Annotated in this window: 13 protein-coding genes; 10 read left to right on the top strand and 3 right to left on the bottom strand. The window is 70.4% G+C overall.

What is annotated here, in order from left to right; genetic code table 11:
• Positions 1-207: 207 nt before the first annotated feature.
• The 3 genes from NJ376_RS04545 to NJ376_RS04535 form a co-directional block, all read right to left on the bottom strand.
• Positions 208-1,215 (bottom strand): Bug family tripartite tricarboxylate transporter substrate binding protein, encoded by a 1,008-nt coding sequence (locus tag NJ376_RS04545; protein WP_252952044.1) that lies wholly within the window; start codon positions 1,213-1,215, stop codon positions 208-210.
• Positions 1,216-1,357: 142 nt separating this feature from the next.
• Positions 1,358-2,470, bottom strand: coding sequence for an S-(hydroxymethyl)glutathione dehydrogenase/class III alcohol dehydrogenase (locus tag NJ376_RS04540; RefSeq protein ID WP_252952043.1), 1,113 nt, complete (start codon positions 2,468-2,470; stop codon positions 1,358-1,360).
• Between the two features lie 230 nt (positions 2,471-2,700).
• Positions 2,701-3,987: an LLM class flavin-dependent oxidoreductase gene (locus NJ376_RS04535; RefSeq protein WP_252952042.1), complete on the bottom strand. Its 1,287-nt coding sequence runs from the start codon at positions 3,985-3,987 to the stop codon at positions 2,701-2,703.
• A 136-nt stretch (positions 3,988-4,123) separates the two neighbouring features.
• On the opposite strand from NJ376_RS04535, the gene NJ376_RS04530 reads away from it, so the two are divergent.
• The 10 genes from NJ376_RS04530 (at position 4,124) to NJ376_RS04490 (ending at position 12,986) form a co-directional block, all read left to right on the top strand.
• Complete coding sequence (locus NJ376_RS04530) at positions 4,124-5,155, top strand: Gfo/Idh/MocA family protein (protein WP_252952041.1); 1,032 nt, start codon at positions 4,124-4,126, stop codon at positions 5,153-5,155.
• A gap of 33 nt (positions 5,156-5,188) precedes the next feature.
• On the top strand, positions 5,189-6,268 hold the full coding sequence (locus tag NJ376_RS04525; protein ID WP_252952040.1) for an amidohydrolase family protein: 1,080 nt from the start codon (positions 5,189-5,191) through the stop codon (positions 6,266-6,268).
• The gene (locus NJ376_RS04520; RefSeq protein ID WP_252952039.1) at positions 6,265-7,377 is read left to right on the top strand and encodes an amidohydrolase family protein; all 1,113 of its coding nucleotides are present in this window, start codon (positions 6,265-6,267) and stop codon (positions 7,375-7,377) included. Before NJ376_RS04525 ends, NJ376_RS04520 begins: the two co-directional genes overlap by 4 nt.
• A gap of 5 nt (positions 7,378-7,382) precedes the next feature.
• A complete protein-coding gene (locus NJ376_RS04515) occupies positions 7,383-7,796 on the top strand; it encodes a Rieske (2Fe-2S) protein (RefSeq protein ID WP_252952038.1) in 414 nt (137 codons plus the stop codon).
• 49 nt (positions 7,797-7,845) lie between these two features.
• On the top strand, positions 7,846-8,166 hold the full coding sequence (gene secG, locus NJ376_RS04510; protein WP_252952037.1) for a preprotein translocase subunit SecG: 321 nt from the start codon (positions 7,846-7,848) through the stop codon (positions 8,164-8,166).
• A gap of 290 nt (positions 8,167-8,456) precedes the next feature.
• A complete protein-coding gene (locus NJ376_RS04505; RefSeq protein WP_252952036.1) occupies positions 8,457-8,867 on the top strand; it encodes a hypothetical protein in 411 nt (136 codons plus the stop codon).
• Positions 8,868-8,960: 93 nt separating this feature from the next.
• A complete protein-coding gene (locus NJ376_RS04500; protein WP_252952035.1) occupies positions 8,961-9,986 on the top strand; it encodes a hypothetical protein in 1,026 nt (341 codons plus the stop codon).
• On the top strand, positions 9,950-10,084 hold the full coding sequence (locus tag NJ376_RS28650; RefSeq protein ID WP_256476144.1) for a hypothetical protein: 135 nt from the start codon (positions 9,950-9,952) through the stop codon (positions 10,082-10,084). The genes NJ376_RS04500 and NJ376_RS28650 overlap by 37 nt, the downstream gene beginning before the upstream one ends.
• 137 nt (positions 10,085-10,221) lie before the next feature.
• Positions 10,222-11,856: a CTP synthase gene (locus NJ376_RS04495; protein WP_252952034.1), complete on the top strand. Its 1,635-nt coding sequence runs from the start codon at positions 10,222-10,224 to the stop codon at positions 11,854-11,856.
• A 206-nt stretch (positions 11,857-12,062) separates the two neighbouring features.
• The gene (locus tag NJ376_RS04490) at positions 12,063-12,986 is read left to right on the top strand and encodes a hypothetical protein (protein WP_252952033.1); all 924 of its coding nucleotides are present in this window, start codon (positions 12,063-12,065) and stop codon (positions 12,984-12,986) included.
• The last annotated feature ends 10 nt before the right edge of the window (positions 12,987-12,996 follow it).

Below are 12,996 nucleotides of genomic sequence, written 5' to 3'. Positions count from 1 at the left end.
CAACGCGCATCCCGGAACGGGCCACTCCAGGCCAACATCGCTTGAGCAGGTGATGCTGCTCGGCGAAGAACGGCCTGGACACTCTTGGCGAGCGCAGGCGAACCGAATTGCCCCCAGTTGCAAGCACCAGCGCACCGCCGGGGCTCGAGCGGCGTTTTGCCTCCAGGAGTCGAGGGCGCAGCCGGAGGTGGGGCATTCCCCTCCCGGCTACTCCACGCGCATTCCCGCGGCGCGCACCACCGGGGCCCAGCGGCTGCGATCCTCGGCGAAGTAGCGGGCGAAGGCCTCGGGGCTCTCGCTTGGCTCCACCTCGGCGCCGCCATCCAGCAGGCGGCGACGCACCTCGGGCTCGGCCAGTACCTCGTTCAGCACGGCGTGCAGGCGGGCGATGCGGTCCGGCGGCGTGCCCCCCGGGGCCAGCAGGGCAAACCAGGTGCTGGCCTCGATCTGCGGGAAACCCTGTTCCGCCGTGGTCGGCAATTCGGGCATCGCCTGGCTGCGGCGACGGCCGGCGATCGCCAGGGGCCGCAGCGCGCCGGACTGGATATGCGGCTGCAGCGGCGCCAGCGCATTGGTGAAGACCGGCACGCGCCCGGCGATCACGTCGTTCAGCGCGGGGCCGGTGCCGCGATAGGGAATATGGTCCATCTCCACCTCCAGCGCCTGGGCGATCATCGCCCCCGCGGCATGGCCGGTGCTGCCCACGCCGGGCGAGGCATAGGACATCGGCGGCTTCGCCGCCTTTGCCACGGCCTGCAGCTCCTTCAGCGTGGTGGCGGGCACGGAGGGGTGCACGGTGATGACGTTCGGCCCCTGCGCCATCATGCCGATCGGCGCGAAGGCGGTGGCGACGTCATAGGGCACCCGCGCCTGCACCAGGGAGGTGATGGTCAGGCTGCCACTGCCGCCGAGCAGGAGCGTGTAGCCATCGGCCGGGGCCTTCGCCACCACCTCCGACCCCAGCATCCCGCCGGCGCCGCCGCGATTCTCGATGACGATGGGCTGGCCGAGCCGGGCCGCCATGCCTTCCGTCACCAGGCGACCGATGATGTCGTTGGTGCCGCCCGGCGGCCAGGGGATGACGAGGCGCAGCGGCCGGTCCGGGAAACCGCCCTGGGCGCGCGCCAGGGCAGGCGCCGCCAGCGCGGCCAGCAGCAGGGCACGCCGCTTCGGGGCGCCAGCCGAATGGGTCGCGATCCCGGATCCTTCTTGCACGCGCTTCCTCCAAGCTTGCGCCGATGGCGGGCCGGCGCTGCCCTTGCGCGGCCGCGGCCTTGCCGCGGCAGCCTGTGCGAGGCCATGGAAGCATGGCGCCCCTCCGGACCCCGCGGCGCTGCGCCGGCAGCGTCGTGGGGAGCTAGTAGACCACCACGCTGCGGATGCTCTCGCCCTTCTCCATCAGCTCGAAGCCATGGTTGATCTGCTCGAGCGGCATGGTGTGGGTGATCAGGCTGTCGATGTCGATCTTCCCGTCCATGTACCAGTCGACGATCTTCGGCACGTCGGTGCGTCCGCGCGCCCCGCCGAAGGCGGTGCCCTTCCAGACGCGGCCGGTGACGAGCTGGAAGGGACGGGTGCTGATCTCCTCGCCGGCGCCGGCGACGCCGATGATGATGCTCTCGCCCCAGCCGCGATGGGCGCTCTCCAGCGCCTGGCGCATCACGCGGGTGTTGCCGATGCATTCGAAGGTGAAGTCGGCGCCGCCGCCGGTCAGGTCGATGATCGCCTGCACCACCTTGTCGGCACCGACCTCGTTCGGGTTGATGAAATGCGTCATGCCGAATTTCTTCGCCATCTCGACGCGGGCCGGGTTCAGGTCGATGCCGATGATCTTGTCGGCGCCCACCATGCGCGCGCCCTGCAGCACGTTCAGCCCGATGCCGCCCAGGCCGAACACCGCGACATTGGCGCCGGGCCAGACCTTCGCCGTGTTGATGACGGCGCCGATGCCCGTCGTCACGCCGCAGCCGATGTAGCAGATCTTGTCGAAGGGCGCGTCCTTCCGCACCTTCGCCAGCGCGATCTCCGGCAAGATGGTGAAGTTCGCGAAGGTCGAGCAGCCCATGTAGTGGAAGATGGTGCCGCTGTCGCAGGAGAAGCGGCTGGTGCCGTCCGGCATCACCCCCTTGCCCTGGGTCGCGCGAATGGCGGTGCAGAGGTTGCTGCGGCGCGAGAGGCAGGTTTTGCACTGCCGGCATTCCGGCGTGTAGAGCGGGATGACATGGTCGCCCGGCTTCAGGCTGGTGACGCCCGCACCCACCTCGCGCACGATGCCGGCGCCCTCATGCCCGAGGATGGCGGGGAACAGCCCTTCCGGGTCGCGGCCGGACAGCGTGTACTGGTCGGTGTGGCAGATGCCGGTGGCCTTCACCTCCACCAGCACTTCCCCGGCTTGCGGGCCGCCGATCTCGATGGTCTCGATGGAGAGCGGCTTGCCGGCCGCCCAGGCCACCGCGGCGCGCGTCTTCATGCCGTGGACTCCCTGAAACGAAGAGGGGCCAATCTGGCGTGAAGCGGCGGTCGGGTCCAGATGGTTGAGGGAGGGCGCTGCCCTCCCTCAAACTGCCACCCGCCGAGGGCCGAAAGGCCCCTGGACCCCTTGAGTCGGCAGGTTGAACCTGCGCGTTGCGAATTCCTGGTTTCCAAAGGCCCTTCGGCCTTTGGCGGGTGGAGCGCGAGGAGGGCAGGGCCCTCCTCGACCTACTCCGCAGCCGCCCGCGGCATGAAGGCCGGCAGCTCCGCCCGCTCCGCCGCCGCCATCGGCTGCGGCCACCAGCGATCCTCCCACTCCCCGAACAGGTCGCGGAGCTGCGGCATCACCTTCTCGGCGAAGAGCCTGGTGTTGTACTTGGTGAGCTGCTTCGACATGTTGCCGTATTGCAGCAGCAGCATGAAGTGGCCGACGTTCAGCGACTTCGCCACCTCCCGCAGCTGCTCCGCCACCTCGTCCGGGCTGCCGATCAGCACATAGCCGCGGTCGACGATCCCCTGCATGTCCTTGGCCGTGCCGGCGAAGCGTTCCTGCGTGCCCTTGCCGAGCGTCGAGGACGCCGCATCCGCCGCCTTGGCCACCTGGCTCTGCAACCCGGCGCGCTGCGTCGCCTCCGTCATGTAGCCGGGCGGCGTCGCCCAGCGGCCATCCACGTGCAGGCAGCGGCCATAGAAATACTCAGCCGGCTCCTTGTACAGCTCCATCGCCTGCTCGCGCGTCTCCGCGACGCCGATGAATTGCAGGAAGCCGGCGCGGTAGGGGTTCCGGTCCTTGCCCAGGCGGTCCATCTCCGCCCAGAACCCGTCCATGATCGCCTTGCCGGCCTTGTAGCCGTAATAGGACAGGTAGCAGTAGACGTAGTCCATCTTGGCGCACCACTGCCAGGTTTCCACCGAGCCGCCGCCCGGGATCCAGATGGGCGGGTGCGGCTGCTGCACCGGGCGCGGCCAGATGTTCACGTAGCGCTGCTGGTTGTAGCGGCCGTTGAAGGCGAAGGTCTCCTTCTCCGTCCAGGCGCGCAGCACCAGGTCGTGCGCTTCCAGGTAGCGGTCCCGCAGCATCGACGGGTTCTGGCCATAGGCGTAGCAGGTGTCCATCGGTGTCCCCACCGGGAAGCCGGCGATCAGCCGCCCGCCGCTGATGACATCGATCATCGCGAATTCCTCCGCGACGCGGGTCGGCGGGTTGTACAGCGCCAGGCTGTTGCCCATGACGCAGATCGGCGTGCCCTGCGTCCGCCGCGCCAGGGAGGAGGCGATCAGGTTGGGGGAAGGCATGAGCCCGTAGCCGTTGGAGTGGTGCTCGTTCACGCAGACCGCGTCGAACCCGACCTCGGCGGCGTATTCCAGCTCATCCATGAAGTCGTTGTACATCAGATGCGCCCGCTTCGGATCGAACAGGCTGCTGTGCACGTCGACCCAGACCGAGGGGTGCTTCTGCTGGAAATCCTCCGGCAGCTCGGTGTAGGGCATCAGGTGGAACCACATCATCTTCATCAGCGGGTTCTCCCGGCTTGCTGAGACTGCAATGGGGCGGCGCGGCACGCGCCCGTCCCCTCCCTTTCACGCCACGGCCCTTGCACGGGCCGGCTGAAGGCGAAGGATAGGGGGAGGGCAGGGGAAACGGGAAGCCATGGCGACGAAGCAATTCGGCATCGGAATCGTCGGGCTGGGCATGGCGCTGCAGCCGCATGCGCTCGCGATCCGGGATCTGGAGGAGGCGGGCCGGGTCCGCTGCCTCGGCGGCTTCAGCCCCTCGGGCGACCGCCGGGCCGGCTTCGCCGCCCGCTGGGGCTGGCCGGTCTTCGACCGGCTGGAGGCGCTGCTGAACGCTCCCGGCCTTGACCTGGTGCTGGTGCTGACGCCGCCCGGCGCGCATCTGCCGGTGGCGGAACGGGTCGCGACCGCCGGCAAGCACCTGCTGGTGGAGAAGCCGCTGGAGATCGATCTGGCTCGGGCAGAGGCGCTGGTCGCCATGGCGGATCGCGCCGGCGTGACCCTCGGCGTGGTCTTCCAGCACCGCTGGCGCCCGGCCGCGCTGCGGCTGGCCGAAGCCCTGGCGGCGGGGGAGCTGGGCGACCTCCTCTCCGCCTCCGCCACCATCCGCTGGTGGCGGGACGCCGCCTATTTCGCCCAAGCGGGGCGGGGGATGCGGGCGCGGGATGGCGGCGGGGTGCTGCTGACCCAGGCGATCCACACCCTGGACCTGCTGCTGCACCTGGCCGGGCCGGTGGCGCGCGCCTTCGCCTTCGCCCGCACCAGCCCGCTCCGCGCCATCGACACGGAGGATATCGTCGCCGCCAGCCTGGAATTCGCCTCCGGCGCCATCGGCACGCTGGACGCGACGACCGTCGCCCGCCCCGGCTTCCCGGAACGCATCGAGCTGGCGGGGACGAAGGGCAGCGCCCTGCTGGTGGCGGAACGGCTGGAGCTGCACCGGGAGGGCGCACGGCCGGAGATCCTCGACCACGGCAGCGCCGGCGGCGGCGGCGCCGACCCCATGGCCTTCGACCACGGCCCCAACCGCGCCATGCTCGCCGCCCTGCTGGACGCCATCGAGGCCGGCCGGCCGCCGCCAAATGCCGGCGCCTCCGGCCTGCCGGTCCAGCGCCTGATCACGGCCCTGCTGCGCAGCGCGGCGGAGGGGGTGGCCCTTCGCCCCTGAAAGGGGCAATATTGCACCAAGCAAGGAAGCGTCATGTCCCCCAGCCCCATCTTCCAGGGCCTCCGCCCCATCGATTGCGACCTGCACCCCATGGTGCCGAGCATGCGTGCCCTGACCCCCTACATGGACGAGTTCTGGGCCGACCAGGTGGTGGAGCGGAACATCACCACGCTGGACAGCCAGTCCTGGCCCATCAAGGCGCCCAAGACCATTCGCGCGGATTGGCGCGGGCCGAACGGCCGCGGCGCCGAAACGGTGGAGCAGCTCCGCACCCAGGTGCTGGACCGCTTCGGCGTCGAGACCGGCATCCTCAACCCGCTCTACGGCGTCCAGCTCGTGCTGAATGCCGACATGGCCGTCGCCTTCACCCGCGCGCTGAACGACTGGATCCGGGCGGAGTGGCTGGACAAGGATGACCGCCTCCGCGCCTCCATCGTCCTGCCGCTGCAATCCATCGAGGCCTCGCTGGCCGAGATCGAGCGCCTCGCCCCGGATCGCCGCTTCGTGCAGGTGCTGGCGCTGGTGATGGGCGAGGATCCGCTCGGCAAGCGGCAATACTGGCCGATCTACGAAGCCTGCGAGCGGCATGGCCTCACCTTCGGCATCCATGCCGGCAGCGCCTACCGCCACCCGCAGACCTCGGTCGGCTGGACGAGCTGGTACCTCGAGGAGTACGCCGCCAACCAGCAGGGCTTCCAGAGCCAGCTCGCCAGCCTCGTCACGGAAGGCGCGCTGGTGCAGCACCCGAAGCTGAAGGTGGTGCTGCTGGAATCCGGTGTCACCTGGCTGCCCGGCTTCCTCTGGCGGCTGCAGAAGACCTGGAAGGGCGTGCGCTTCGAGACCCCCTGGGTCACCCGCCCGCCGGCCGAGATCCTGCGCGACCAGATCCGCCTCACCGTCCAGCCGCTGGATGCGCCGGAGGCGGAGGTGGAACGCGCCCTCGGCCATCTGCGCTCGGACGACATGCTGCTCTGGGCCTCCGACTGGCCGCACTGGCAATTCGATGGCGACGAGGCCATCCCGCCAGGCCTGCCGGAGCGCCTGCTGCCGAAGATCCTGCGCGAGAACGCCCTGGCCACCTATGCCAGGCTGCATGAAGGAGCCCTGGCATGATGAACGTCATCCAGCCCATCACGGCCCCCGGCAAGCCGGCCGCCGCCACCCTCGGCCTGGTGGATGTGGACATCCACCCGCGGGCGGACAGCGTGAACGTCTTCAAGCCCTACCTGTCGGAGCGCTGGTGGGAGTACCTGACCACCTACGGCATCCGCGCCCGGCACGGCTTCACCGGCGGGCAGCCGCCCTTCCCGAAGGCCCAGCCGCTGGCCTGCCGGCGGGACGCCTGGCCGCCCACCGGCGGCACCCCGGCCTCGGATCTCGACTTCCTGCGCTTCCAGCTGCTCGACAATTACGGCATCGATGTTGGCGTGCTGAACCCGCTGCAGCCGAGCGGGCAGGGGGACCGGAACAACGGCTTCTCCGCCGCCCTGGCCCATGCCAACAATGAATGGCAGCTTGAGGCCTGGCTCAGGAAGGAGCCGCGGCTGCGCGGCAGCGTGGTGGTGCCCTATGAGGATGGCGCCGCCTCCGCCGCCGAGATCCGCAAGCGCGCCGGCGACCCGAATTTCTGCCAGGTGCTGATGATGAGCCGGACCGGCGAGCCCGCCGGCAACCCGCGCTACTGGCCGATCTACGAGGCAGCCGAAGAAGCCGGGCTGCCGGTCGCCTTCCACGCCTTCGGCTATTCCGGCTGGGCCATGACCAATGGCGGCTGGCCGAGCTTCTACACGGAGGAGGTCTCGGAGCACGCCACCTCCTGCCAGAACCAGGTCATCTCCCTGGTGGTGGAGGGGGTGTTCGAGCGCTTCCCGAAGTTGAAGATCGTGCTGATCGAATGCGGCTTCGCCTGGCTGCCGGCGGTGGGCTGGCGGCTGGACAAGCACTGGAAGCACCTGAAATCCGAGGTGCCGCAGCTCAAGCGGGCGCCGAGCGAGTATATCCGTGACCATATCTGGGTCTCCACCCAGCCCATGGAGGAGCCGGAGCGCGGCCAGCATCTGCTCGACATCTGCGAGTGGATCGGCTGGGACCATATCCTCTTCGCCTCCGACTACCCGCACTGGGATTTCGACGATCCGCGGCAGGCCCTGCCGGGCACGATCCCGGTGGAGAAGCGGGCGGGGATCTTCGGCGGCAATGCCCGGGCGCTCTACGGGTTCTGACGCGAATGGCCAAAGTGGTTGTGGCCCCGGTGGCCGAATTGCCTCCGGGGGAGCGGAAGCTGGTCGAGGCCGGCGACAAGCGCATCGTCGTCTTCAACCTGGGCGGCGAATTCTTTGCCCTGTCGGATCGCTGTCCGCACCAGGGGGGCAGCCTCTGCGCCGGCCTGGTCTCCGGCCATGTGGAGAGCCCGGAGCCGGGGGTCTATCATTACTCCCGCAAGGGGGAGATGGTGCGCTGCCCCTGGCATTACTGGGAGTTCGACATCCGCACGGGCAAGAGCTGGTTCGACCCCAAGCGGGTGCAGGTCCGGCAATTCCCCGCCCAGGTGGAAAGCGGCGCGGCATTGGTGGAAGGCCCCTATCAGGCGGAGACCTTCCCGGTGCGGGTGGAGGATAGTTACGTGGTCGTCGAGGCCTGAATCCGGCAGGGTGGCGTTCCCTCGCGTGAAAGGCTAGAAGCCGGGCCCCATGGCGACCGTCCTCCTCATCATCCACCTCTTCGTAACCCTGGCCCTGATCGGGGTGGTGCTGCTGCAGCGCAGCGAGGGCGGCGGGCTCGGCGTCGGCTCCTCCCAGGGCATGGGCGCCTTCATGACCGGGCGGGGGACAGCCAACCTCCTCACCCGCACCACCGCCATCCTCGGCACCGCCTTCTTCGTGCTGTCCCTGGCGCTCGCCCTGCTGGGCCGCACCACCGGTCAGCCCCGCTCCATCCTGGATTCGCCGCCGGCCGCCCCGGCCCCCACCGCGCCCGCCGCCCCGGCCGCGCCGAGCGTTCCGACGAACTGACCCTCCGGGCCGGCGCCGGCCCGATATGATCGGCGGCGCCGGCACGGCCCCCCCTCGCCGCCTGCAAGGCGTGCCGGACCCCCGCGCCGCGCCCCAGGCGTGGCCCTGAGCCCATCGGGGCGTAGCCCCCGCCATCCCCCCTGACCCGTCCCGCGCACCGCCGATGGCGAAGCCGTTGGCGTCGTCACCTCTGGTGTGGCAAACCGATGCGCAATAATGAGGGGTCCGGGCGCAACTGGCGGAGGCGGCAGACCAAGGCAACGGCAGATCAGGCGGGCCGGGTCCAGCGCGTGCTGGGCATCGGGGCACCGTCGCCCGGCACTCCCGCCGGGGATCCCGCCGAACTCCTCGCCCTGTGGCGCGACGCCAAGGAGGAGGTGGATGCCGGCCTCAACCGACTGGCCGGGGAGCTCCGCGCCACCGGGGATGAGAATCTCGTCCGCATCGCCGATTTCGCCCTGTACGGCATGACCAATGGCGAAGGCATGGGGCTGATGAAGGCGCTGATGCAGCTTCGCGCCGCGCCGCCGGACCACCAGGGGACCGCCGCCAGGGCCGTGCGCGACGCCGCCCTGGCCTATTGCAAGGCGGTGCTCGGCCACCCCCTGGCGAGGCTGGTGGACGAGAACCCCTTCGGCATCCCGGTCGGCATCGAAAGCCGCTTGGTCGCCGCCCTGGACCGCATTGCCGAGGCCGCCTGAGATGAGCCAGACCATCATCCTCGGTCGCAACCGGCTGCGCCAGCCCCCGCCGCCCCGGCCGCAGTGCCCGCCCCCGCACCCTTCGATGAGGAGATGCTGAAGAGCATCGCGCAGCTCGACCCCGCCGCCATCGGCGAGGCGCTGCGGCGGGAGCAGCGCCTGCTGGCCGGGGAGCAGTCGGAGCTGGACGGGGCGATCGGCGAGGAGGCGATCGCCATGGCGGAGCGTTCCGCCGCCTTCCTCAAGCTGGCCGCGCCGGAGCTGCCGCCGGCGCTCGTCCAGTACGCCATCGACCGCAACGCCGTCCGCCTGTTCGACCCCAGGCTGGACGCCGAGGGCTTCCAGGCGGCGGCGGAGGTGATCGCGCAGGTGAAGGCGAATCAGGCGCTGATCAACGACTGCTTCCTGATGCCGCCGGACCAGCGCGATGCGCTGCACGAGCAGGCCAGGGCGCTGGGCTGGGCGCCCGGCAGCCTGCGCTCCGACATCGGCGACGACCCGGTGGCGCCGATGTGGCTGGTCCGCGGCGTCCGGCCGCCCTCGCTGGAGCGGGACCCGCTGGCGCGGCCGGTGGATGCGGATGCGCGCAGCCTGGCGGCGAAGGATGCGATCCTGGCCCGCTTCCCCGACACCCCCTGGTCCGAGACCGAGCTGCCGGTGCAGCGGCAGGTGCTGACCGCCTGGCGGGAATGGCAGGATCTGGAGGGTGATGAGCGGAAGCTGGCCGAGATCGGGAACTTCCTCGGCCGGGCGACGGAGCTGAAGCGTGCTGCGACCAGTGTCATCGACGCCGCGGCGCTGATGCGGGCCCATGCCGGACTGCAGCGCCAGCTCGCCCAGGTGCCGCCGCCAGGCTTCGTGGAACGCGCCCAGGCAACGATCGACCAGCTCCGCCGGGGTACCGCCCTGCTGCCGGAGCAGACCGCCGCGGGCTTCGACCGCCAGCTTGGCAGGCTGGCTGCGGCGCTGCGCGGCGAGCTGACCCCGGGGCGAAGGCCCGGGTGCAGGAGGCGCTGGGCCGGCTCCGCACCTTGGTGGACGATGCGGTGCGGGCCCGGCTGGTGGCAAAATGCGAGCGGGCGATGGCGGGGGCGAGGAGCGACAACACCCGAGCCCTGATCGAGAACCGCGCCCTGCTGCCGGCCAAGGCCGGCTTCTGGCAGGAGGCCATGACCCAGCTCCGCAAATACGCGCCGGAGATCGCCGAGGCGCGCTGAGCAGGCCGAGTCGCGGCTGACCGTTCCGGGCACGCCATGGCGGCCCGCCCGGAATTCCGCAACCTGCGCAGGCGCATGGCCGTCCCCCCTACGGCGCGGGTAGCGGCGGGGGCGGCGGCGGGCTATGTAGGCCGCCCATGGCGCGGTTCGTATTCATCACCGGCGGCGTGGTCTCCTCCCTCGGCAAGGGCATTGCATCGGCGTCGCTCGGCGCGCTGTTGCAGGCTCGTGGCTACAAGGTGCGGCTCCGCAAGCTGGACCCCTACCTCAACGTCGATCCGGGGACGATGAGCCCCTATCAGCACGGCGAGGTCTATGTCACCGACGATGGCGCGGAGACCGATCTGGATCTCGGCCATTACGAACGCTTCACCGGCGTGCATGCGAGCAAGGCGGATAATTGGACCACCGGCCGCATCTACTCCGACGTGATCGCGGCGGAGCGGCGGGGCGATTATCTCGGCGGCACCGTTCAGGTGATCCCCCACATCACCGACAAGATCAAGGCGGTGGTGCAGGAGGAGACGGAGGGCTACGACTTCGTCCTGGTCGAGGTCGGCGGCACCGTCGGTGACATCGAATCGCTGCCCTTCCTCGAAGCCATCCGGCAATTGGCGAATGAGCTGGGCCCGACCCGCAGCCTGTTCCTGCACCTGACGCTGGTGCCCTACATCCCCTCCGCGGGGGAGCTGAAGACCAAGCCGACGCAGCACAGCGTGAAGGAGCTGCTCGGCCTCGGCATCCAGCCGCAGATCCTGCTCTGCCGCTGCGACCGGCCGATCCCGGAAAGCGAGCGGCGCAAGATCGCGCTGTTTTGCAACGTTCGGCCGGAAAGCGTGATCCCCGCGCTCGATGCCAGCAGCATCTACGGCGTGCCGCTGCAATACCATGCGGAGGGGCTGGACCGCGAAGTGCTGCGCCATTTCGGCCTCTCCATCTATGGCGAGCCGAACATGCAGCGCTGGCAGAACATCGTCCGCGCCATCGAGCACCCGGAAGGCGAGGTCAAGATCGCCATCGTCGGCAAGTACACCAACCTGCTGGACAGCTATAAGTCGCTGGCCGAGGCGCTGACCCATGGCGGCATCGCCCACAATGTCCGGGTGACGCTGGACTGGGTGGACAGCGAGGTGTTCGAGAAGAACGAGGAAGCCGTGGCGCGGCTCGAGGGCGCCAGCGGCATCCTGGTCCCCGGCGGCTTCGGGGAGCGCGGCACGCCCGGCAAGATCGAGGCGGTGCGATTCGCCCGGGAGCGCAAGGTGCCCTTCTTCGGCATCTGCTTCGGTATGCAGATGGCGGTGATCGAGGCGGCGCGGAACCTGGTCGGCCTGAAGGGCGCCTCCTCCACCGAATTCGGCCCCTGCGAGCATCCGGTCGTGGGCCTGCTGACCGAGTGGCTGCGCGGCAACGCGGTGGAACGGCGCAACGCCGCCGGCGATCTCGGCGGCACGATGCGGGTCGGCGCCTATCCGGCGCGGCTCTCCGAAGGCTCCCTGGTGCGGGAGGTCTATGGCGGCACGGCCGAGATCGAGGAACGCCACCGTCACCGCTACGAGGTCAACGTCACCTATCGCGACCGGCTGGAGGAGGTGGGGCTGCGCTTCTCCGGCATGTCCCCGGATGGGGAGCTGCCGGAGATCGTGGAATACCCCGACCATCCCTGGTTCATCGGCGTGCAGTTCCATCCGGAGCTGAAGTCGAAGCCCTTCGCGCCGCATCCGCTGTTCCGCGGCTTCATCGGCGCGGCGGTGCGGCAGGCGCGGCTGGTCTGACTCCCTCGGTGTGACTCCGGGGGGCGGCTCCTTGTGGCGTGCCGCAACCCCTCGGGCTCCCTCCACCAGAACCCGAAAGACCTTTGGAAACCGTGAGTCTGGTACGCGCGGGGTGAAGCGACGGGCCTTCGGGGTGACCAATCCTACAATTGACCCCCGGAGTGCCGCGCGCGAACCAGTTTCGACCGCGTCGGGAGACATGCCGCATGCGCCCAGCCCGCCTTGCTTCCCTCCTTGTCCTGCTGGCCGCCGCCGGCTGTGCCCAGACCGGCGCCCGGACTGACTCCTCCGCCGCCTCTCGCTTCGCCTCCGCCCTCGGCAATGCCGACCAGGCGGTGGAGGCGGCGATCGAGCGCATGGATGGGTTCGAGCGAACGGCGCTGCGCGAGGAAGTCGCCATCGCCTTCGCCGCCGGTGGCCGCGGCGTGCCCGGCCTTGCCCCGCTGCCGGCCGGCGCGGTGGAGGCGGCGGGGGAGGTGCTGGACCCCGGCTTCGCCGCGCTTTCGGCCTATGCCCATGCGCTGGGCGATGTGGCTGAAGGCGAGCGGGTGGAGGAGGCGCCGGGTCCCGGCGGAACTGAGCTCTCCCAGGCGATGGCCCAGGCGCTGGACCGGCTGGCGGCCGCCGGCGTGGTACGGGTGCCGGCGGCGCAGCGGGAGGCGGGGCTGGCCGGCGTCGCCGCCCTGGCCGATCTGCCGCAATCCCTGGCCCGGCGCGGCGGCCAGCCCGGCCTTGCCGCCGTGGCGGCGGAGGCGGACCCTTCCCTGCGGGCCGTGACGGCACTGCTGCGCACCGTGCTGGGGACGGAGACCGGCACCGGCACCCGCGGCGTCATCCGCACCCGGCGGGAGGCGTTGGACGCGCAGCATCGCCGCTTCCTGGAGGCGGTGCAGCGGGACAGCCGCATCGGCGCCGGGGAGCGCTACAGCATCTTCCGCAGCTTGGCCGAGCTGCGGGAGGAGGACCCGGCACAGGGCACGCTGGCGGCCATCGTGGCGTTGCTGGATGCGCTGGAGGCCGCGCATGCCGCTCTTGCCGCGGACCAGAGCGACGCCGCAGCCAAGGTTGGCGCCTTCGAGGCCGCCGTGACCGAGCTCGGTGCGCGCACCGCAAGCAGCCGGCGCAGCTGACCCAAGGGCT

This window comes from Siccirubricoccus soli (genome assembly GCF_024178315.1).
Lineage (GTDB): Bacteria > Pseudomonadota > Alphaproteobacteria > Acetobacterales > Acetobacteraceae > Siccirubricoccus > Siccirubricoccus soli.
The sequence above is the reverse complement of the archived record's forward strand: the minus strand, read 5'-3'. Positions and strand labels throughout refer to the sequence as shown.